This window comes from Streptomyces sp. SudanB25_2051, from assembly GCF_964272635.1.
Lineage (GTDB): Bacteria > Actinomycetota > Actinomycetes > Streptomycetales > Streptomycetaceae > Streptomyces.
Genome location: NZ_OZ186787.1, coordinates 980851 through 1000942, shown reverse-complemented (window position 1 = coordinate 1000942; position 20092 = coordinate 980851). Strand labels below are relative to the sequence as shown.

General features: G+C 72.6%; 19 protein-coding genes. 15 read left to right on the top strand and 4 right to left on the bottom strand.

Annotated features, from left to right (window positions below; genetic code table 11):
- Positions 1-363 precede the first annotated feature (363 nt).
- Genes argC through ACSUPT_RS04380 form a run of 5 tightly spaced genes read left to right on the top strand, consistent with a single transcriptional unit; the run spans position 364 to position 5275 of the window.
- Positions 364-1392 (top strand): N-acetyl-gamma-glutamyl-phosphate reductase, encoded by a 1029-nt coding sequence (gene argC, locus ACSUPT_RS04400; RefSeq protein ID WP_351963040.1) that lies wholly within the window; start codon positions 364-366, stop codon positions 1390-1392.
- Entirely contained in the window at positions 1389-2561 is a 1173-nt protein-coding gene (argJ, locus tag ACSUPT_RS04395; RefSeq protein WP_436943500.1) for a bifunctional glutamate N-acetyltransferase/amino-acid acetyltransferase ArgJ, read from the top strand. The genes argC and argJ overlap by 4 nt, the downstream gene beginning before the upstream one ends.
- Complete coding sequence (argB, locus tag ACSUPT_RS04390; protein WP_351963038.1) at positions 2558-3460, top strand: acetylglutamate kinase; 903 nt, start codon at positions 2558-2560, stop codon at positions 3458-3460. Before argJ ends, argB begins: the two co-directional genes overlap by 4 nt.
- Entirely contained in the window at positions 3457-4731 is a 1275-nt protein-coding gene (locus ACSUPT_RS04385; protein WP_436943499.1) for an acetylornithine transaminase, read from the top strand. Before argB ends, ACSUPT_RS04385 begins: the two co-directional genes overlap by 4 nt.
- A gap of 7 nt (positions 4732-4738) precedes the next feature.
- A complete protein-coding gene (locus ACSUPT_RS04380) occupies positions 4739-5275 on the top strand; it encodes an arginine repressor (protein ID WP_023589577.1) in 537 nt (178 codons plus the stop codon).
- A 21-nt stretch (positions 5276-5296) separates the two neighbouring features.
- On the opposite strand, the gene ACSUPT_RS04375 is transcribed toward ACSUPT_RS04380, so the two are convergent.
- Positions 5297-5992, bottom strand: coding sequence for a L,D-transpeptidase family protein (locus tag ACSUPT_RS04375; protein ID WP_436943498.1), 696 nt, complete (start codon positions 5990-5992; stop codon positions 5297-5299).
- Between the two features lie 288 nt (positions 5993-6280).
- Here ACSUPT_RS04375 and ACSUPT_RS04370 point away from each other — a divergent pair, with 288 nt between their 5' ends.
- The 4 genes from ACSUPT_RS04370 to ACSUPT_RS04355 all read left to right on the top strand — a co-directional run bounded on the left by ACSUPT_RS04370 (position 6281) and on the right by ACSUPT_RS04355 (position 11324).
- Complete coding sequence (locus ACSUPT_RS04370; protein WP_351963035.1) at positions 6281-7474, top strand: argininosuccinate synthase; 1194 nt, start codon at positions 6281-6283, stop codon at positions 7472-7474.
- 188 nt (positions 7475-7662) lie between these two features.
- A complete protein-coding gene (argH, locus tag ACSUPT_RS04365) occupies positions 7663-9093 on the top strand; it encodes an argininosuccinate lyase (protein WP_351963034.1) in 1431 nt (476 codons plus the stop codon).
- 123 nt (positions 9094-9216) lie between these two features.
- Positions 9217-9765: a TetR/AcrR family transcriptional regulator gene (locus ACSUPT_RS04360; RefSeq protein ID WP_351963033.1), complete on the top strand. Its 549-nt coding sequence runs from the start codon at positions 9217-9219 to the stop codon at positions 9763-9765.
- Positions 9762-11324 (top strand): MFS transporter, encoded by a 1563-nt coding sequence (locus tag ACSUPT_RS04355; RefSeq protein ID WP_351963032.1) that lies wholly within the window; start codon positions 9762-9764, stop codon positions 11322-11324. The genes ACSUPT_RS04360 and ACSUPT_RS04355 overlap by 4 nt, the downstream gene beginning before the upstream one ends.
- 244 nt (positions 11325-11568) lie before the next feature.
- On the opposite strand, the gene ACSUPT_RS04350 is transcribed toward ACSUPT_RS04355, so the two are convergent.
- A complete protein-coding gene (locus ACSUPT_RS04350; protein WP_351963226.1) occupies positions 11569-12198 on the bottom strand; it encodes a lysophospholipid acyltransferase family protein in 630 nt (209 codons plus the stop codon).
- 282 nt (positions 12199-12480) lie between these two features.
- On the opposite strand from ACSUPT_RS04350, the gene ACSUPT_RS04345 reads away from it, so the two are divergent.
- Both ACSUPT_RS04345 and ACSUPT_RS04340 read left to right on the top strand, forming a co-directional pair.
- Positions 12481-13665, top strand: a complete 1185-nt coding sequence (locus tag ACSUPT_RS04345; protein ID WP_436943497.1) for a glycerophosphodiester phosphodiesterase — start codon at positions 12481-12483, stop codon at positions 13663-13665.
- A 469-nt stretch (positions 13666-14134) separates the two neighbouring features.
- The gene (locus ACSUPT_RS04340) at positions 14135-14617 is read left to right on the top strand and encodes a GNAT family N-acetyltransferase (protein ID WP_351963030.1); all 483 of its coding nucleotides are present in this window, start codon (positions 14135-14137) and stop codon (positions 14615-14617) included.
- Positions 14618-14812: 195 nt separating this feature from the next.
- Here ACSUPT_RS04340 and ACSUPT_RS04335 read toward each other — a convergent pair whose 3' ends face one another.
- Positions 14813-15223, bottom strand: a complete 411-nt coding sequence (locus ACSUPT_RS04335; RefSeq protein WP_361660812.1) for a hypothetical protein — start codon at positions 15221-15223, stop codon at positions 14813-14815.
- Between the two features lies 1 nt (position 15224).
- Positions 15225-15587, bottom strand: a complete 363-nt coding sequence (locus ACSUPT_RS04330; protein WP_351963024.1) for a hypothetical protein — start codon at positions 15585-15587, stop codon at positions 15225-15227.
- A gap of 604 nt (positions 15588-16191) precedes the next feature.
- Between ACSUPT_RS04330 and ACSUPT_RS04325 the strand changes: the two genes are divergently transcribed.
- The 4 genes from ACSUPT_RS04325 (at position 16192) to ACSUPT_RS04310 (ending at position 19898) form a co-directional block, all read left to right on the top strand.
- On the top strand, positions 16192-17331 hold the full coding sequence (locus ACSUPT_RS04325; RefSeq protein WP_365726954.1) for a methionine ABC transporter ATP-binding protein: 1140 nt from the start codon (positions 16192-16194) through the stop codon (positions 17329-17331).
- A complete protein-coding gene (locus tag ACSUPT_RS04320) occupies positions 17328-17999 on the top strand; it encodes a methionine ABC transporter permease (RefSeq protein WP_351963022.1) in 672 nt (223 codons plus the stop codon). The genes ACSUPT_RS04325 and ACSUPT_RS04320 overlap by 4 nt, the downstream gene beginning before the upstream one ends.
- A 211-nt stretch (positions 18000-18210) precedes the next feature.
- The gene (locus tag ACSUPT_RS04315; protein WP_351963021.1) at positions 18211-19068 is read left to right on the top strand and encodes a MetQ/NlpA family ABC transporter substrate-binding protein; all 858 of its coding nucleotides are present in this window, start codon (positions 18211-18213) and stop codon (positions 19066-19068) included.
- A gap of 164 nt (positions 19069-19232) precedes the next feature.
- Complete coding sequence (locus ACSUPT_RS04310; protein WP_351963020.1) at positions 19233-19898, top strand: GNAT family N-acetyltransferase; 666 nt, start codon at positions 19233-19235, stop codon at positions 19896-19898.
- Positions 19899-20092: the final 194 nt, after the last annotated feature.

Here is a 20092-nt window from a genome sequence, read left to right as displayed (position 1 = left end):
CACTCGCCACACGAAAGTGTGTTCGTCAGTCTGGCATGTGACGCCTCGTCGGCCATGGCCGGTTGCCGACGTCCGGACCGGATAGCGGCCCGAGGGGCCCTCAGTCGCCGGACAGCGCGGTTCGCGGACGTCGCCGTTCGGTCGCCGGTCGGCGGGTGGAGCGCGGCGGGGAAAGTGGCGACCGCCCCGACCTCCGGCGCGGCGGCGCTCCTCTCCGGGGCTGGTCGTGGCTCGGAGGTGAAACCGCCGCGGCCCGCGTCGCCGCCCCGGCGAGCCGTCCGCCGGCCCCCGCGCACCCCCCGGACCCCTCATTGCATAAAACTGCATCGGTACGTATAGTCATGCCATCCAGAAGGAGGGTCCATGACGGTACGGGTGGCAGTCGCGGGAGCGAGCGGGTACGCGGGCGGGGAGCTGCTGCGGCTGCTGCTCGCGCACCCCGGCGTCGAGATCGGCGCGCTGACCGGCAACTCCAACGCCGGGCAGCCGCTCGGCGCGCTCCAGCCGCACCTCCTCCCGCTCGCCGGGCGGGTCCTCAAGCCGACCACGGCCGAGGTGCTCGCCGGGCACGACGTCGTGTTCCTCGCCCTGCCGCACGGCCAGTCCGCCGCCGTCGCCGAGCAGCTCGGCGACGAGGTGCTGGTCATCGACATGGGCGCCGACTTCCGGCTGAGGGACCCCGCCGACTGGGAGAGGTTCTACGGCTCCCCGCACGCCGGGACCTGGCCCTACGGCCTGCCCGAGCTGCCGGGCGCGCGCGCCGCGCTGGAGGGGTCCAAGCGCGTCGCGGTGCCCGGCTGCTACCCCACCGCCGTGTCGCTCGCCCTCTTCCCGGCGTACGTGCACGGCCTCGCCGAGCCCGAGGCGGTGATCGTCGCCGCGTCCGGCACCTCCGGCGCGGGCAAGGCGCCCAAGCCGCACCTGCTCGGCTCCGAGGTCATGGGCTCCATGTCCCCGTACGGCGTCGGCGGCGGCCACCGGCACACCCCCGAGATGGCCCAGAACCTCGGCGCCGCCGCCGGGCAGCCGGTCACCGTCTCCTTCACGCCCACCCTCGCGCCCATGTCCCGCGGCATCCTCGCCACGTGCAGCGCCAAGGCGAAGCCCGGCACCACCGCGCGCGACCTGCGGGCCGCCTACGAGAAGGCGTACGCCGACGAGCCGTTCGTCCACCTCCTGCCCGAGGGCCAGTGGCCCGCCACGGCGTCCGTCCAGGGCTCCAACGCCGTCCAGGTCCAGGTCGCGTACGACGGGACCGCCGACCGCGTCATCGCCGTCAGCGCCATCGACAACCTCACCAAGGGCACCGCGGGCGGCGCGGTGCAGAGCATGAACATCGCCCTCGGCCTCCCCGAGGAGACCGGCCTTTCCACGATCGGAGTCGCACCGTGAGCGTCACGGCAGCCAAGGGATTCACGGCGGCGGGCATCGCCGCCGGGATCAAGCAGAACGGCAACCCGGACCTGGCCCTCGTGGTCAACAACGGCCCGCGCCGCGCCGCCGCGGGAGTCTTCACCTCCAACCGCGTCAAGGCCGCTCCCGTCCTGTGGTCCGAGCAGGTGCTCAAGACCGGCGAACTCGCCGCCGTCGTCCTCAACTCCGGCGGCGCCAACGCCTGCACCGGCCCGCGGGGCTTCCAGGACACCCACGCCACCGCCGAGAAGGCCGCCGAGGTCCTCGGCGTCGGCGCGGGCGAGGTCGCCGTCGCCTCCACCGGCCTCATCGGCGTCCACCTGCCCATGGACAAGCTCCTGCCCGGCATCGAGAAGGCCGCGGCCGAACTGTCCGAGCACGGCGGCGAGAAGGCCGCCATCGCCATCAAGACCACCGACACCGTCCACAAGACCGCCGTCGTCACCCGGGGGGCCGGGACGGAGTCCGGGGGAAGCTGGACCGTCGGCGGCATGGCCAAGGGCGCGGGCATGCTCGCCCCCGGCCTGGCCACCATGCTCGTCGTCCTCACCACCGACGCCGACCTCGGCGCCCCCGAGCTGGACAAGGCGCTGCGGTCCGCCACCCGCGTCACCTTCGACCGGGTCGACTCGGACGGCTGCATGTCCACCAACGACACCGTCCTGCTGCTCGCCTCCGGCGCGTCCGGCGTCACCCCCGCGTACGACGACTTCGCGGAGGCCGTACGGGAGGTCTGCGACAACCTCGGCCGCCAGCTCATCGGCGACGCCGAGGGCGCGTCCAAGGACATCCGGGTCGAGGTGGTCAACGCCGCCAGCGAGGCCGACGCCGTCGAGGTCGGCCGGTCCATCGCCCGCAACAACCTCCTCAAGTGCGCCATCCACGGCGAGGACCCCAACTGGGGCCGCGTCCTGTCCGCCATCGGCACCACGAGCGCCGCCTTCGAACCGGACCGGCTGAGCGTCGCCATCAACGGCGTCTGGGTCTGCCGGAACGGCTCCGTCGGCGAGGACCGAGACCTGGTCGACATGCGCTACCGGGAGGTCACCATCACCGCCGACCTCGCCGCCGGCAGCGAGTCCGCCGTCATCTGGACCAACGACCTCACCGCCGACTACGTCCACGAGAACAGCGCCTACAGCTCATGAGCACCCGCAAGCACACCGCGCTCCCCAAGGCCCAGATCCTCATCGAGGCGCTGCCCTGGCTCACCCGCCACCGCGGCAGGACCGTCGTCATCAAGTTCGGCGGCAACGCCATGGTCGACGAGGACCTGAAGGCCGCCTTCGCCCAGGACGTCGTCTTCCTCCACCACGCCGGGCTGCGGCCCGTCGTCGTGCACGGCGGCGGCCCGCAGATCAGCGCGGCCCTCGACCGGTACGGGCTGGTCAGCGAGTTCAAGGCGGGCCTGCGCGTCACGACCCCCGAGGCGATGGACGTCGTACGGATGGTCCTCGCCGGCCAGGTCCAGCGCGAGCTCGTCGGGCTGCTCAACCAGCACGGCCCGCTCGCCGTCGGCCTCACCGGCGAGGACGCCCACACCCTCACCGCCACCCGGCACCAGCCGCTCATCGACGGCGAGCCCGTCGACATCGGCCGCGTCGGGGAGATCACCGCCCTCGACACGGGCGCCATCGAGGCGCTCCTCGCCGACGGGCGCATCCCCGTCGTGTCCTCGATCGCCCGCTCGGAGGACGACGGACATGTCTACAACGTCAATGCTGATACGGCGGCTGCGGCACTCGCTGCGGCGCTGGGCGCCGAAACGCTGATGGTCCTCACCGACGTCGAGGGCCTCTACGAGGACTGGCCGAACAGCGACGAGGTCATCAGCCGCCTCACCGCCACCGAACTGGAGAAGCTCCTGCCGGAGCTGTCCAGCGGCATGGTCCCCAAGATGGAGGGCTGCCTCCACGCCGTGCGCAACGGCGTGCGCACCGCCCGCGTCATCGACGGACGCGTCCAGCACGCGATCCTGCTGGAGATCTTCACCGACGAGGGCATCGGCACCATGGTCGTGCCCGACGAACCGGAGGCAACCGCATGAGCAACGAACGGCTCACGCAGCGCTGGCGGTCCGCGCTGACGGACAACTACGGCACGCCCCGCCTCGCGCTCGTCAGCGGTGAGGGCGCGCGCGTCCGGGACGCCGACGGCAACGAGTACCTCGACTTCGTCGGCGGCATCGCCGTGAACGCCCTCGGCCACGCCCACCCGGCGATCGTCCGGGCCGTCACCGAGCAGATCTCGGCCCTCTCCCACGTCTCCAACCTGTTCGCCGCCGAGCCGCCCGTCGCCCTCGCCGAACGGCTCATCCAGCTGTCCGGGCGCCCCGGCCGGGTCTATTTCTGCAACTCCGGCGCCGAGGCGAACGAAGCCGCCTTCAAGATCGGCCGCCTGACGGGCCGCCGCCACATGGTCGCCACCACCGGCGGCTTCCACGGCCGCACCATGGGCGCCCTCGCCCTCACCGGCCAGCAGGGCAAGCGCGAGCCGTTCCACCCCCTGCCCGGCGACGTGACCCACGTGCCGTACGGGGACGTGGACGCGCTGCGCGCCGCCGTCACCACCGACACCGCGCTCGTCGTCATCGAACCCGTCCAGGGCGAGATCGGCGTCGTCGTCCCGCCCAAGGGCTACCTGCGGGCCGCCCGCGAGATCACCCGCGCCACCGGCACCCTCCTGGTGCTCGACGAGGTGCAGACCGGCATCGGCCGCTGCGGCCACTGGTTCCAGTACCAGGCGGAAGGCGTCGAGCCCGACGTCGTGACCCTCGCCAAGGGCCTGGGCGGCGGGCTGCCCATCGGCGCGGCCCTCGCCTTCGGGGACGCCGCCGACCTGCTGAAGCCCGGCCACCACGGCTCCACCTTCGGCGGCAACCCCGTCGCGTGCGCCGCCGGCCTCGCCGTACTGGACACCCTCGCCGCCGAGGGAGTCCTCGACCAGGTCAAGCGCCTCGGCGAGCGGCTGCGCGACGGAATCGAGGGCCTCGGGCACCCGTTGGTCTCCCACGTCCGCGGCGCGGGCCTCCTGCTGGGTATCGTGCTCACCGAGCCCCTCGCACCGCAGGTGCAGCAGGCGGCTCAGGACGCCGGCTTCCTGGTGAACGCCCCCGCGCCCGACGTCATCCGGCTCATGCCGCCGCTGATCGTCGGGGACGACGAGGTGGACGCGCTCATCCGGGCCCTGCCCGGCGTCCTGGACGCCGCCCGCGGGGCCGACCTGGCCACCGGGGCCGACCGGGCCCACAAGGCCGCGGCGGCCGACGGGGCCGAAGCGGCCAACGGGGCCGACGGGGAGAGACGAGCCGGAGAATGACACAGCGATGACCGAGGCGCAGGACAACGGCCACGGCGGCCCATCCGTACCGCAGACCCGCACGGCACGGCACCGCCGGATCGTGGACATCCTCAACCGGCAGCCGGTGCGCTCGCAGAGCCAGCTCGCCAAGCTCCTCGCGGACGACGGGCTGAGCGTCACCCAGGCGACGCTCAGCCGCGACCTCGACGAGCTCGGCGCGGTGAAGATCCGCAACACCGGCGGCGAGCTGATCTACGCCGTGCCGAGCGAGGGCGGGTTCCGCACCCCGCAGGCGCCGCTGGGTGAATCCGCCAAGGAGGAGCGGATGCGGCGGCTCTCCGGCGAACTCCTCATCTCCGCCGAGGCGTCCGCCAACCTGGTGGTGCTGCGCACCCCGCCCGGAGCCGCCCAGTTCCTCGCCTCGGCCATCGACCAGGCCGAACTGCACGACATCCTCGGCACCATCGCGGGCGACGACACGCTGCTGCTCATCTCCCGCGACCCGGCGGGCGGCCAGGCCCTCGCCGACCACCTGCTGCGCCTCGCGCAGAAGGAGCGCTGACCCCGGCCCGCACCCCGACGCTCAGGCGCCCGCCCATCCGATCGCGATGCGCGGGCGCGCGTCCGGGCGCACCCACCGCAGGATGCGCTCCATCGCCGCCTCGGGCACCGACACGCACCCGGCCGTCGCGCCCTTCCCGTTCGCGTGCAGGAAGATCCCGGCGCCCCGGCCCCGCACCGGCCGGTCGTAGTTGTAGCCGATCACCAGGGCGTGGGCGTACTGCGCCCGGTACGTGATCAGGTGCTCCGCCTCCGCCGCCCGGCAGTCCGCCGGCAGCGGCTCCACCCAGCGGTTGTACGAGCGGGACGCGTTGTCCTGGCACCACCACGAGGCGCGCGTCACCCGCCGGTAGGGGTACGCCGTGCCGGGCGGCGCGGCCTCGATGCCGAACGCGAACGGCAGCCGGTACACCCCGGTCGGCGTCGTTGACGTGCCCTGCCGGCGCCGGTCGCCGCGCACCAGCCCGCCCGCCCCGAACCGCGCCGGGGCCGAGCCGACGCGGGTCCAGCCCCGGCCGCCGCGCCGCTCCCACCAGGTCACCGTGCCGGTCGTGGCGCGCGGACCCGGGGCCTCGGCGGTGATCAGCTGCGTGCCGGTCCCGCCGACGGCCGGCGGGGACGGCTCCCCGGCGCGGGCGCCGGCGGCCAGCGCCGGAGCGGGGGAGTGGGCGGCGCAGGCGAGCAGGGCGGCGGCGAGCACGAGAGCGGGACGGCGCATGGCCCGACCGTAAGCCGCGCCCGCGCCCTCCCGCGCCCCCGGCGAACCCGTACGGGGCCGCAGCGGACCCGTACGGGTCAGACCCGGCGGCCGTACGGGTGCGCCCATACCCCTCCCCCCGCGAACCCGTACGAGGCCGCGGCTGACCCGCGCCTTCGGCGGGCCGCTGAACGGCTCGCCGTCGAGGCCGGCGGCTTACGTGCGGGGCCAGGACCAGCCGCGTTGACAAAACATACGGAGGTCTGCATAGTTATACCCATCGTTGAATGCACCGCTAAGGAGAAACCCGTGACCGAGCGCGTCGTACTCGCCTACTCGGGCGGCCTTGACACCTCCGTCGCCATCGGCTGGATCGCCGAGGAGACGGGCGCCGAGGTCATCGCCGTCGCCGTGGACGTCGGCCAGGGCGGCGAGGACCTGGACGTGATCCGCAAGCGCGCGCTCGCCTGCGGTGCCGTCGAGGCCGAGGTCGCGGACGCCAAGGACGAGTTCGCCGACGAGTACTGCCTCCCGGCGATCAAGGCGAACGCCCTCTACATGGACCGGTACCCGCTGGTCTCGGCGCTCTCCCGGCCCACGATCGTCAAGCACCTCGTCGCCGCCGCCAAGAAGCACGGCGCCTCCGTCGTCGCCCACGGCTGCACCGGCAAGGGCAACGACCAGGTCCGCTTCGAGGCCGGCATCGCCGCGCTCGGCCCCGACCTCAAGTGCATCGCCCCGGTCCGGGACTACGCGATGACCCGCGACAAGGCCATCGCCTTCGCCGAGAAGGCCGACCTGCCGATCGCCACCAGCAAGAAGTCCCCGTACTCCATCGACCAGAACGTCTTCGGCCGGGCCATCGAGACCGGCTTCCTGGAGGACATCTGGAACGCGCCGATCGAGGACATCTACGACTACACCTCCAACCCGGCCGTGCCGCGCGAGCCGGACGAGGTCGTCATCAGCTTCAAGGAGGGCGTGCCGGTCGCCATCGACGGCAAGCCGGTCACGGTCCTCCAGGCGATCCAGCAGCTCAACGAGCGGGCGGGCGCCCAGGGCGTCGGCCGGATCGACATGGTCGAGGACCGGCTCGTCGGCATCAAGTCCCGCGAGGTGTACGAGGCGCCCGGCGCGATCGCGCTGATCACCGCCCACCAGGAGCTGGAGAACGTCACCGTCGAGCGCGAACTCGCCCGCTACAAGCGGCAGGTCGAGCAGCGCTGGAGCGAACTGGTCTACGACGGCCTGTGGTTCTCCCCGCTCAAGCGCGCCCTGGACGGCTTCATCGACGAGGCCAACCAGCACGTCACGGGCGACATCCGGATGACCCTGCACGGCGGCCGCGCGGTCGTCACGGGCCGGCGTTCCGAGCAGTCGCTGTACGACTTCAACCTCGCCACGTACGACACGGGCGACACGTTCGACCAGTCCAAGGCGCAGGGCTTCATCGACATCTTCAGCCTGTCGGCGAAGATCGCCGCCAAGCGTGACCTCGCCTGACCGAGGCTCGTTCGACAGCGCACCGGCACCCTCCGCGCCCACCGGCATCCCCGGTCCCGGCCGGACCCCGGCCCGGCGCGCCACCGGCACCACCCGCGTCCGCCTCCCCGCCGTCCCGTGCGCGGGGAGGCGGACGCGCATCCGCAACCACCACACCCGAACCCGAGGACCCGAGGAGCTTGACGACAGTGAGCAGCAACAACGGTGACGTCCGGCTCTGGGGCGGCCGGTTCGCCGACGGCCCGGCCGAGGCGCTGGCGAAACTCTCCGCGTCCGTCCACTTCGACTGGCGGCTCGCCCCCTACGACATCGCGGGCTCCCGTGCCCACGCGCGCGTCCTGCACCGGGCCGGGCTGCTCACCGAGGACGAGCTGACCCGGATGCTCGCCGGCCTGGACGAGCTGGAGCGGGACGTCGCCTCCGGCGCCTTCACCGGCACCATCGCCGACGAGGACGTCCACACCGCCCTGGAGCGCGGCCTGCTGGAGCGGCTCGGCCCCGAGCTGGGCGGCAAGCTCCGCGCGGGCCGGTCCCGCAACGACCAGGTCGCCACGCTGTTCCGGATGTACCTGCGCGACCACGCCCGGATCATCGGCGGCCTCCTCGCCGACCTGCAGGACGCCCTCGTGGGCCTCGCCGAGGCGCACCCGGACGTCGCGATGCCGGGCCGTACGCACCTCCAGCACGCCCAGCCGGTGCTGTTCGCCCACCATGTCCTCGCCCATGTCCAGGCCCTGTCGCGGGACGCCGAGCGGCTGCGCCAGTGGGACAAGCGCACGGCGGTCTCCCCGTACGGCTCCGGGGCGCTCGCGGGCTCGTCCCTCGGGCTCGACCCGGAGGCGGTGGCGCGTGACCTGGGCTTCGAGAACGGCAGCGCGGGCAACTCCATCGACGGCACGGCGTCGCGGGACTTCGTCGCGGAGTTCGCCTTCATCACGGCGATGATCGGGGTGAACCTGTCCCGCATCGCGGAGGAGGTCATCATCTGGAACACGAAGGAGTTCTCCTTCGTGACCCTCCACGACGCCTTCTCCACCGGCTCCTCGATCATGCCGCAGAAGAAGAACCCGGACATCGCGGAGCTGGCGCGCGGCAAGTCCGGCCGCCTCATCGGCAATCTGACGGGCCTGCTGGCGACGCTGAAGGCGCTGCCCCTCGCCTACAACCGGGACCTCCAGGAGGACAAGGAGCCGGTCTTCGACTCCTGCGACCAGCTGGAGGTGCTGCTGCCCGCCTTCACCGGCATGATGGCCACCCTCACGGTCCACCGGGAGCGGATGGAGGAGCTCGCCCCGGCCGGGTTCTCGCTGGCGACGGACATCGCCGAGTGGCTGGTCAGGCGCGGCGTGCCGTTCCGGGTCGCGCACGAGGTCGCGGGGGAGTGCGTCAAGGCGGCCGAGGCGGAGGGCAAGGAGCTGGACGACCTCACGGACGAGCAGTTCGCGAAGATCTCCGAGCATCTGACGCCCGAGGTCCGCACGGTCCTCAACGTGCCCGGCGCCCTCGCGTCCCGCGACGGGCGGGGCGGTACGGCCCCCTCGGCGGTGGCCACCCAGCTGGCCGAGCTGAAGGCGGACCTGGTCATCCAGCACGCCTGGGCGGACGCGAAGAAGAACTGAACCCTCCCGGTCTGAAGCGGAAGGCCCCCTTATGGGGGCCTTTCGTCATGTCGGGAGGGTCATGCGCGAGCCGCAGACATTCCGTATGAGACATCCTTGTCTCATGCAGGTTATGGTTGTCTCATGAGTGTGGATCGAGACCAAGTACTGCGTGCCGCCGCCGCGCTCCTGTCGCGGAAGGCGACCGCCACCATGGACGAGGTCGCCCGCGCCGCCGGGATCGGCCGCGCGACCCTGCACCGGCACTTCGCCGGGCGGGACGCCCTGGTCAGAGCGCTGGAGGACCTCGGCATCCGGACGTTCGAGGCCGCCTTGGACGCCGCCCGCCTGGACGAGGGCACCGCCGAGGAGGCGCTACGCAGACTGGTCGCCGAGTCGGAGGGCGTCGCCGGCCTCCTGTCCTTCCTGGTCAGTGAGAACCAGCTGTTCGAAGGCGAGGTCAACGAGGGCTGGGCCCGGCTCGACGCCCGCGTCTCCGCCCTGTTCCGGCGCGGCCAGGAACGCGGCGAGTTCCGGTTCGACCTGACCCCCGCCTGGCTGACCGAGGCGTTCTACAGCCTCGTCGGCGCCTGCGCCTGGGCCGTCCAGGACGGCCGGGTCGCGGGCAAGGACTTCCAGTACATGGTCGTCGAGCTGCTGCTCGGCGGAGCCCGCAGGAGCGTGGAACGATGACCCCCTCCGTACCGTCGGCGCACGACACCGAGACCGTCCGCAGGCCCGGCCGCTGGCTGGCGCTCGCCGTCCTGGCCCTGGCCGTGCTGCTGGTGGCCGTCGACGCCACCGTGCTCGGCCTGGCCACCCCCTATCTGAGCGAGGACCTCAAGCCGTCCGGCACCCAGCTGCTGTGGATCGGCGACGTCTACTCGTTCGTCATCGCGGGCCTCCTGGTCTCGATGGGCGGCCTCGGCGACCGCATCGGCCGCAAGAAGCTGCTGCTCACCGGCGCGACCGCGTTCGGCGCGGTGTCCGTCCTCAACGCGTACGCCACCACGCCCGAGATGATGATCGCCGCGCGCGCCCTGCTCGGTGTGGCGGGCGCGACGCTCATGCCGTCCACCCTCGCCCTGATCCGCAACCTCTTCCACGACCCGCGCGAGCGCAGCCTCGCCATCGGCGTCTGGGGCGCCATGGCCTCGGCCGGCGCCGCCGTCGGCCCGGTCGTCGGCGGTGTGCTGCTGGAGCACTTCTGGTGGGGCTCGGTCTTCCTGATCAACCTGCCCGTGATGGCCGTGCTCGTCGTCGTCGGCATCCGGCTCATCCCCGAGTCGAAGAACCCGGCACCCGGCCCGTGGGACCTGCCGAGCGTCGCCCTCTCCCTGGTCGGCATGATCGGCGTCGTCTACGCGGTGAAGGAGGCCGCCGCGCACGGCGCCCGCCCCGACGTGTTCGCCGCCGCCGCCGTCGGCGTGGCCGCGCTCTTCGCGTTCGTACGCCGCCAGCTCAGGCTCCCGGAACCGCTGCTCGACATGCGGCTGTTCCGCCACCGGGGCTTCTCCGGCGCCGTCCTCGCGGACCTGCTGACCATCCTGGGGCTGGCCGGGCTGATCTTCTTCCTGTCCCAGTTCCTCCAACTGGTGCAGGGCCGCAGCCCGTTGCAGGCCGGCCTCGCCGAACTGCCCGCCGCACTGGGCGCCGTGGGCGCGGGCCTGGTCGCGGGCGCCGCCGCCCGGCGGTTCTCCGTACGGTCGGTGGTCTCCGGCGGGCTCGCCGCGGTGGGCCTCGCCCTGGCGGCGCTGACCGTACTGGACCCGCACACCGGCTACCCCGTGCTGGGCGCATCGCTGCTCGTCGTCGGCCTCGGCGCGGGCCTGGCGTTCACCGTCACCGCCGACGTCATCCTGTCGAGCGTGCCCAAGGAGCAGGCGGGCGCCGCCTCCGCCGTCTCCGAGACCGCGTACGAACTCGGCGCGGCGCTCGGCATCGCCCTGCTCGGCTCCATCGTGACCGGCGTCTACCGGGACTTCCCCACCCCGGGCGGCGTCCCCGCCGAGGCGGCCGCCGCCGCGCACGAGTCGCTGGGCGGCGCCGTCGAGGCGGCGTCCGCGCTGCCGGAACGATCCGCCGACGCGCTCGTCACCGCCGCGCAGTACGCCTTCGTGGACGGCCTGCGCATCGCCGCGTCCGTCGGCGCGACCGTCCTCCTGGTGACGGCCGCCGCGGCCTGGCTCCTGCTGCGCGGCCAGCGGCTGGAAGGCGGCCGGAAGCCCGAGCACGACGCCGGACACCCGTGAGCGACGCGGCGCGCAGCGCAGGACCGGGCATCGAGCCGTAGGACGGGCGTCGAGCCGTAGGACGGGCGTCGAGCCGTAGGACGGGCGTCGAGCCGTAGGACCGGCCGTCGAGCCGTACGGCAGCCGTCGGACCGCACGGCCGGAGTCGAGCCGCGCGCCGGGCCGTCGCCGCTGGCGCAATGCGAAGGGCCGCGCCCCCCCGGGGGGGGCGCGGCCCTTCGCGTACGGTCCGAAGCCGGCCGGCTCAGGCCGCCTTGGCCTTCGTGGCGTACATGTCCACGTACTCCTGCCCCGACAGCCGCATGACCTCCGCCATCACGGAGTCCGTCACCGCCCGCAGCACATACCGGTCGCGGTCCATGCCCTCGTAGCGGGAGAACTCCATCGGCTCGCCGAAGCGCACCGTCACCCGGCCCGGCCGGGGCAGCCCCGCCCCGCCCGGCTGCAGCTTGTCCGTGCCGATCAGCGCGAACGGCACCACCGGCGCTCCCGTCATCAGCGTCAGCCGCGCGATGCCCGTACGGCCCCGGTACAGCCGCCCGTCGGGGGAGCGGGTGCCCTCCGGGTAGATGCCGAAGACCTTGCCCTCCTCCAGCACGCGGCGGCCGGTGTGCAGCGCGGCCACGGCGGCGCCCGCCCCGTCCCGCTGCACCGGGATCATGCCGACGCCGGTGAAGAACCACGCCATGAGCCGGCCCTTCAGGCCCTTGCCCGTGACGTACTCGTCCTTGCCGATGAAGAAGACCTGGCGGTCCACCACCAGCGGCAGGATCATGGAGTCGATGAACGTGAGGTGGTTGCCCGCCAGGATGACCGGCCCCGTTCCGGGGATCTTCTCGGCGCCCTCCACCCGCATGCGGAACATCAGCCGCATGACCGGGCCGATCACTGACTTGATGAGCGCGAAGCGGGACAACGAGTCCTCCGGGGCGTTGAGCGGTCGCGATCCTGACACGGCCGACGAAGTCTGGGCAGGTGAGGACCATACTCGCGGGTCACCCCCGGCCGCACATCGGGTTGACCGAGTCGATACGCGACGTTGACCCGCGTTTTCCGCCCGTTCGCCCGAGGTCTGCCGGAGCGAGGGCGAACACCCCTACGATCGGCCGCGCCCGACAGGCCGAAAACCGAAGACACGTTCAGTGGAGGAGCCTTCATGACTCAGGGTGCGCGCAGGAGTCCCGCCCGCCGGACCGTACTGGGAGCGGCGGCCCTCACCACCGCGGCCGCCGCGGTCTCCGCCGCCGGTGCGGCCACCGCCACCGCGGCCCCCGCCGGCCGGAGCCCCGAGGCGGGGACGGCCGCGGCCCGCGGCGGCGCCCACCGGGGCCTGCCCGTCCCGACGGTCATCGCCCACCGGGGCGCCAGCGGCTACCGCCCCGAGCACACCATCGGCTCCTACCAGCTCGCCCTCGACATGGGCGCCCACGTCATCGAGCAGGACCTCGTGCCCACCCGCGACGGCCATCTGGTGTGCCGTCACGAGAACGACATCTCCGGCACCACGGACGTCGCCGACCACCCCGAGTTCGCCTCCCGCCGCACCACCAAGACGGTCGACGGCACGGCCATCACCGGCTGGTTCACCGAGGACTTCACCCTCGCCGAGCTGAAGACCCTCCGCGCCAAGGAGCGCATCCCGGGCACGCGAGGGAACAACACCCTGTACGACGGCCGCTGGACGGTCCCCAGCTTCGAGGAGGTGCTGCGCTGGGCCGAGAAGGAGGGCCGCCGCCGCGGGCAGCCGGTGTGGCTGCACGTCGAGACCAAGCACCCCACGTACTTCCGCAAGCTCGGCCTCGGCCTGGAGGAGCGCCTCGCCAAGCTGCTGCGCCGCTACGGCCGCCACCGCGCCGACTCGCCCACGTTCCTGCAGTCCTTCGAGCCGACCAGCATGCGGCGGATGGCGCGGCTGGTGGACACCCCGCGCGTGGTGCTGCTGTGGACGCCCGACGACCGCCCGTACGACTTCGTGGAGGCCGGGGACCCGCGCACCGTCGCCGACCTGGTCACCCCGCGCGGCCTGGACTGGATCGCCTCGTACGCCCAGGGCATCGGCCCGCTCCTGGACCTGGTCATCCCCAAGCGCCCCGACGGCAGGCTGGGCGAGCCGACCACCCTCGTGCGCGACGCGCACGCCCGGGGCCTGGTCCTCCACCCGTACACCCTGCGCAACGAGAACAGCTTCCTGCCCGCCGACTTCCGTCGCGGCACGGACCCGAACGCGTACGGCGACGTCTTCGGCGCGTACCGGGCGTACTTCGCCACCGGCATCGACGGCATCTTCACCGACCACCCGGACACGGCCCTGCTCGCGGCCGCCGACCACCGCGCCCGCTGAGCCGCAGCACCCGCGCCGGCTGACGGGCCGGGCCGGCCGATCCGAGGGGCCGGGCCGGCCGGCCGGCCGGGACCGACCGCACCGGCTGCCCCGGAGCGGTCCGCAGGGGTCCGCGGCGGTCCGGCCCTCGGCCCGAAACCGTCCAGGGCACACGGCCCGTCCGCCGTGTGCCCCACCCGGTCCTCACCGCCCCGCCGCTCCCCGAGTCACCCCCGGGCCGGTGCCGGTCCTCGCCGCCTCACGGGCCTGGTCCGCACCGGATCCGGCTGCGATCGCCTCGCTGAAGGAGCGCACACACCAGCAAATCGCAGGGAAGTTGGCTATCTCACAGAGCCATTTGGGGTTTATGCGTTCTTGTTGCCTGGGATGCCCGCGCAGAATGCTCACGGCGGAGGTTGCCGTTCCCACCCATCGGGGAAGGGTGCGGTAGACCGACAGGGCGTATCAGGTGAGCCGGAGGCATGCACACATGGGCATGAGCGTGACCATCTCAGCGGCAAGCGCGGACGATGCCGAACACATCCTCAAGCTGCAGTACCTCTGCTACCAGAGCGAAGCCGAGCTGTACGGCGACTACTCGATCGAACCGCTCACCCAGTCGCTGGACGACCTGAAGGCCGAGATCGCACGCGGCCACGCCCTCGTGGCCCGCCTCGGCGACGAGGTCGTCGCCTCCGTGCGCGGCGAGGTCGACGAGACCGGCACGGCCCGCATCGGCAAGCTCATCGTCCACCCGCGGCTGCAGGGCCACGGCCTCGGCGGACGCCTCCTCGACGCGATCGAGCAGCACTTCGCCCGCGACACCGGCCCGGCCGCCAAGCGCTTCCGGCTGTTCACCGGCCACCGCAGCGACGGCAATCTGCGCCTGTACCGCCGCAAGGGCTACGAGACGGTGGGCACCGAACGGATCAACCCCCGCCTCACGGTCGTCACCCTGGAGAAGGCCGCCTAGGGCCTGTCTTTCGGATCTTCCCGGGGCCGCGGGGCCTGGCACGCACGTCTGCGGCGTTGTCGTCGGTCGCCAGTGCTCCGCAATGGCTCCCTCCTCCGCCTTGCATCCGCGCGCACCATGCCCCGCTCACCCACAGGCAAAGACACCGCGCCACGGAGTCGGGCTGACCCGAAAGACAGGCCCTAAGCGGGCCGGCTACGACGAGACCGGCGCGGCCCGGCGGGCACGGCGCAGCCACATCATCCCGGTCACCGGCAACAGGACCGGGATGAACACATAGCCGTAGCCGAACTGCGACCACACCGTGGAGTCGGGGAACGCCGCCGGGTCGAGGACCGTCCACGTGCCGACGGTGAGCACGCCCACCAGCTCGGCGGCGCAGCACGCGAACGCCGCCCTGCGGGCCGTCTCGCCGCCGCGCACCAGCGTGTAGGTGATGAACACGTAGACGACCGCCGCCACCGCGGACAGCGCGTACGGCAGCGGCGCCTCATCGAACCTGGTCGCGATCTCGTACACGGAGCGCGACACCGCGCCGACCGACATCACCCCGTACAGCCACACCAGCAGCATGCCGGGTCCCTTGACCAGCTGATCGGCGGTCATCTCAGCCCTTCCACCAGATGTCGTGGAGGCGTACCTCCAGCACGGCCAGGAGCAGCGCGCCCGCGGCGACCGTCGCCGAGCCCCACCGGCTCCGCTCCACCAGCGACATGAAGCCGGCGGCCGGAACGGAGAGCAGCGCCCCCAGCAGATACGCAACGAAGATCACGGTGCCCTCGTCGGGCTCGCCGCCCTGCGCCAGCCGCACCACGCCGACCACCAGCTGGGCCAGGGCCAGCACGGACACCACGGCCATGCCGATGAAGTGCCAGTCCTTGGTCGGCTGGTCCCGGTACGCGGCGAACCCGCACCACCCGGCGAGGGCCAGCGCGGCGAGGGACACCGTGAGGGTGAGGGCGTTGAGCATGGGCCGAGACTATTACGGACGAAAACCCCCGCCGCGCCCGCCCCCGCGCCTCACCGGGCCCCGGCCCCTGCGCCGCACCGCGCGCCGGGCCCCGCGCCCCGCGCGGCGTACGAGTGGTCTTGACCACAGTCGGCGCCGACCGGCGCCCAGGGGTGCGCCCCGTCCCCTCGGGTCGCCAGAGGCGTCCGCGCAGGCCAGAGTGGGTGAGCCGGTCCGGACCGCTCCTCGCGCCGAGACCTGGACGTCCATATTCCGCCCCCTCGGCGTCCGCTATTCGGACAGCTTGAGGGGTTCGCGGGACCGGTCTGCTTTACTGGCGCCATGACCACGACGAGCACCCGCATCCTTGCGACCGAGGCGATGACGACGCCCGGTGCTCGTTGTATGTGTCGAATGTGCGCCTTCTAGAGGGCCCCTGACGAGCCTCGCGCCCCGAAGCGAGACCCGACGGCAGAGCAGTCGGCCGCGTCCGCGTGGAAGTGACCGCGGACCGTGCCCGCCCGCGCGCACGCCTCCCCCTGGCAGCCGTGCCGCGCGTCGGAATGACGAATGCCCCGTGCCCGGCGGACACCGCGCCGTGCACTCGACAGTGACGGAAATCCCTGTGATCACCACCAAGGGCCTGACCAAGGTCTACGAGTCGCGCGGCCGCCAGGTCACCGCTCTGGACGGCGTCGACCTGCACGTCCGCGAAGGCGAGGTGTTCGGCGTCATCGGCCAGAGCGGCGCCGGCAAGTCCTCCCTTATCCGCTGCGTCAACCTCCTGGAACGCCCCACGTCCGGCACCGTGACGGTCGACGGCACCGACCTCACCGCCCTCGCCGGCCGCGGCCGGCGCGCAGGCAAGGACCTGCGCCGCGCCCGCAGCCGCATCGGCATGGTCTTCCAGCACTTCAACCTGCTGTCCTCGCGCACCGTCCAGGACAACGTCGAACTGCCCCTGGAGATCCTCGGCGTCTCCGGGGCCGAGCGCGCCCGCCGCGCCCTGGAGCTCCTCGACCTCGTCGGGCTCGCCGACAAGGCCAAGGCGTACCCCGGCCAGCTCTCCGGTGGCCAGAAGCAGCGCGTCGGCATCGCCCGCGCCCTCGCCGGCAACCCCAAGGTGCTCCTGTCCGACGAGGCGACCAGCGCCCTCGACCCGGAGACCACCCGCTCCATCCTCCAGCTGCTGCGCGACCTCAACCGGCAGCTCGGCCTGACCGTCCTCCTCATCACCCACGAGATGGACGTCGTCAAGACGGTCTGCGACTCCGCCGCGCTGATGCGCAAGGGCCGCGTCGTGGAGTCCGGTACGGTCGCCGAGCTCCTCGCCACCCCCGGCTCCGAACTCGCCGGTGAGCTCTTCCCGGTCGGCGGCCACCCCACCGGCCCGGACAGCACCGTCGTCGACGTCACCTTCCACGGCGAGGCGGCGACCCGGCCGGTCATCTCCCAGCTGGCCCGCACCTACAACGTCGACATATCGATCCTGGGCGCGGCCATGGACACCGTCGGCGGCAAGCAGATCGGCCGGATGCGCATCGAACTGCCTGGGCGCTACGACGACAACGTCGTCCCCGTCGGCTTCCTGCGCGAACAGGGCCTCCAGGTCACCGTCGTGGACCCCGAGACCGCGGCCGCGCCGGCGCCCGCCTCCGCCGCGGACGGCGTGGCGACCGGTCCCGGCGCCGCCGATGGGACCGCCGAAACCACCGGTACGTCCGGGACCACCGGTACGCCGCTCGCCAAGGAGACCGCCAAGTGACCTGGTCGGAGATGCAGCCCCTGCTCACCCAGGGCACCCTCGACACCCTCTACATGGTCCTGTGGGCCACGGTCGTCTCCGTACTCGGCGGACTGCCGCTCGGCCTGCTGCTCGTCCTCACCGACAAGGGCGGCCTGCTCCAGAACACGGCCGTCAACAAGGTCGTCGGGGTCATCGTGAACATCGGGCGCTCGCTGCCGTTCATCATCCTGCTGATCGCGCTGATCCCGTTCACCAAGCTCGTCGTCGGCACCTTCATCGGCCCCACCGCGATGATCGTCCCCCTCGCCGTCGGCGCGATCCCCTTCTTCGCGCGCCTGGTGGAGACCGCCGTGCGCGAGGTCGACCACGGCCTCGTCGAAGCCGTCCAGTCCATGGGCGGCTCCATCCCCACGATCATCCGCAAGGTGCTCCTCCCGCAGGCCCTGCCGTCGCTGGTCTCCGCCGTCACCACCACCGTGATCGTCCTCATCGGCTACTCGGCCATGGCCGGCGCGGTCGGCGGCGAGGGCCTCGGCTCCAAGGCCATCACCTACGGCTACCAGCGGTTCGACACCACGTTCATGCTGGTCACCGTGGCGATCCTGATCGTCGTCGTCTCCGTCGTGCAGCTCATCGGCGACGGCGCCGTACGACTCCTCGCCCGCCGGGGCCGCACCACGTCCTGACCCGCCCCCGGCGACCGGCACCGACCGATCCCCGCCGACCGACACCGACCGGCACCGACCGGCACCACCGCCGGCCCGACCGCGCCGAACGGCCCCCGAGCCGGCCGGCGCACCCCCGAAGACTTCGCGCGACCCTTGCGCTCGCCACCGAAGAAAGAGCCCGCACTCCTTGTCCGGGCGTCATCCGCACCACCAGAAAGAGGCACTCTTCGTGCGTAACAACCTCAAGACCATCGCCACGTTCGCCGGCATCACCGCCCTCGCCGTCGGCCTCACCGCCTGCGGCACGGCCTCCGACCCGGCCGCCTCCGGCTCGGGCTCGGGCGACCAGGCGTCCAAGCCGCTCGTCGTCGCCGCGTCCCCCACGCCGCACGCCGACATCCTCACCTTCGTCAAGGACAACCTCGCCGAGAAGGCCGGCCTCAAGCTGGAGGTCAGGGAGTTCACCGACTACGTCCTGCCCAACACCGCCACGCAGGACGGCCAGGCCGACGCCAACTACTTCCAGCACAAGCCGTACCTGGACGACTTCAACAAGAAGAACAAGACCACCATCGTCCCCGTGGTCAACGTCCACCTGGAGCCGCTCGGCCTCTACTCCCAGAAGCTGAAGTCCCTCAAGGACATCAAGCCCGGCCACACCGTCGCCGTCCCCAACGACACCACCAACGAGGGCCGCGCCCTCAAGCTCCTCGCCGACAACGGCCTGATCACCCTCAAGTCCGGTGTCGGCGCCGACGCCAAGCTCTCCGACATCACCGACAAGAAGGGCCTGGAGTTCAAGGAGCTGGAGGCGGCCACCGTGCCGCGCGCCCTGACCGACGTCGACGCGGCCGTCATCAACGGCAACTACGCCATCGAGGCCAAGCTCACGCCCGCGAAGGACGCCATCGCCCTGGAGAAGTCCGAGGGCAACCCGTACGCCAACTTCCTCGCCGTCAAGGCCGGCAACGAGGACGACCCGCGGGTGAAGAAGCTCGCCGGCCTCCTCAACTCGCCCGAGGTCAAGAAGTACATCGAGGACACCTACAAGGGCTCCGTCGTCGCCGCCTTCGGCGCCGCGAAGTAGCACCGGCGGCCCCCCGCGCCACCCCGGACCCGCCAAGGGCCCCGCACACCATCCGGTGCGCGGGGCCCTTCCCGTCCCACCCTGCACGCCGGGCCGCTCATGCTGCATGCTGGTCGTTCACGGCCCCTCACCACCAGTCCCCGCCCAACGGCATGGAGTTGCGCATGACCACCACCTTTCCGGACATCTCCATCAGCACGGAACGGTTGGTGCTGCGCCCCTACGACGACACGGACATCCCCGCCCACATCGAGATGATGAACGACGAGCTCGTCGTCGCCTGGACCTCCGCCCCCCACCCGTACACCGCCGCCCACGCCGACGCCTGGGTCCACCGCACCGCCCCGGCCGAACGCACCAGCGGCCGCGGACTCGCCCTGGCCGTCACCGAGTTCCTCACCCAGCGCCTCGTCGGCACCGTCCGCCTCCGGCACACCGACTGGCGGGCCCGCTCCACCGAGATCGCCTACATCACCGCGCCCTGGGCGCGCGGGGAGGGCTACGCCACCGAGTCCGTGCTCGCCGTCGCCCGCTGGCTCTTCCGCGAGCAGCGCTTCGAACGCCTCGAACTGCGCACCGCCGCCGGGAACACCGCCTCCCAGCAAGTCGCCCAGAAGATCGGCTGCGTCAGCGAGGGCGTCCTGCGCAACGCCTGGATAGCCCGCGTCCAGACGGAGGACGGCACCTGGACCGACACCAGGACCGACCTCATCGTCTGGAGCCTGCTCCCCGAGGACCTCGAAGGCGCCGACGACCCGTACGCCGGGGCGCAGCACCCCTCGTACGCCGACTACGGCACGTACAGCGGCTACCGCCCCGCCCGCGACTGACCGCCCCGCCGCACGCGCCGCGCAGCGCCCCGCCGCCTCCCCCCGACGCGGGCCGACCGCCCCACCACCCGCACCGACCCGACCAGGGCCACCCGCCCCGCCCGCGACCGACCGCCCGCAGCCACCCGCCCCCGCCACCCGCACCGCCCCGGCCTGTGTCCGACCGCCCCGCCACCCGCCGGGACGCCCCGCTA

What these genes read in the sequence shown, in the direction of transcription:
- argC (WP_351963040.1), top strand. Translation starts at nt 364, where the DNA reads ATGACGGTACGGGTGGCAGTCGCGGGAGCGAGCGGGTACGCGGGCGGG.
- argB (WP_351963038.1), top strand. Translation starts at nt 2,558, where the DNA reads ATGAGCACCCGCAAGCACACCGCGCTCCCCAAGGCCCAGATCCTCATC.
- ACSUPT_RS04385 (WP_436943499.1), top strand. Translation starts at nt 3,457, where the DNA reads ATGAGCAACGAACGGCTCACGCAGCGCTGGCGGTCCGCGCTGACGGAC.
- ACSUPT_RS04380 (WP_023589577.1), top strand. Translation starts at nt 4,739, where the DNA reads ATGACCGAGGCGCAGGACAACGGCCACGGCGGCCCATCCGTACCGCAG.
- ACSUPT_RS04375 (WP_436943498.1), bottom strand. Translation starts at nt 5,992, where the DNA reads ATGCGCCGTCCCGCTCTCGTGCTCGCCGCCGCCCTGCTCGCCTGCGCC.
- ACSUPT_RS04360 (WP_351963033.1), top strand. Translation starts at nt 9,217, where the DNA reads ATGAGTGTGGATCGAGACCAAGTACTGCGTGCCGCCGCCGCGCTCCTG.
- ACSUPT_RS04355 (WP_351963032.1), top strand. Translation starts at nt 9,762, where the DNA reads ATGACCCCCTCCGTACCGTCGGCGCACGACACCGAGACCGTCCGCAGG.
- ACSUPT_RS04350 (WP_351963226.1), bottom strand. Translation starts at nt 12,198, where the DNA reads ATGCGGCTGATGTTCCGCATGCGGGTGGAGGGCGCCGAGAAGATCCCC.
- ACSUPT_RS04345 (WP_436943497.1), top strand. Translation starts at nt 12,481, where the DNA reads ATGACTCAGGGTGCGCGCAGGAGTCCCGCCCGCCGGACCGTACTGGGA.
- ACSUPT_RS04340 (WP_351963030.1), top strand. Translation starts at nt 14,135, where the DNA reads ATGGGCATGAGCGTGACCATCTCAGCGGCAAGCGCGGACGATGCCGAA.
- ACSUPT_RS04335 (WP_361660812.1), bottom strand. Translation starts at nt 15,223, where the DNA reads ATGACCGCCGATCAGCTGGTCAAGGGACCCGGCATGCTGCTGGTGTGG.
- ACSUPT_RS04330 (WP_351963024.1), bottom strand. Translation starts at nt 15,587, where the DNA reads ATGCTCAACGCCCTCACCCTCACGGTGTCCCTCGCCGCGCTGGCCCTC.
- ACSUPT_RS04310 (WP_351963020.1), top strand. Translation starts at nt 19,233, where the DNA reads ATGACCACCACCTTTCCGGACATCTCCATCAGCACGGAACGGTTGGTG.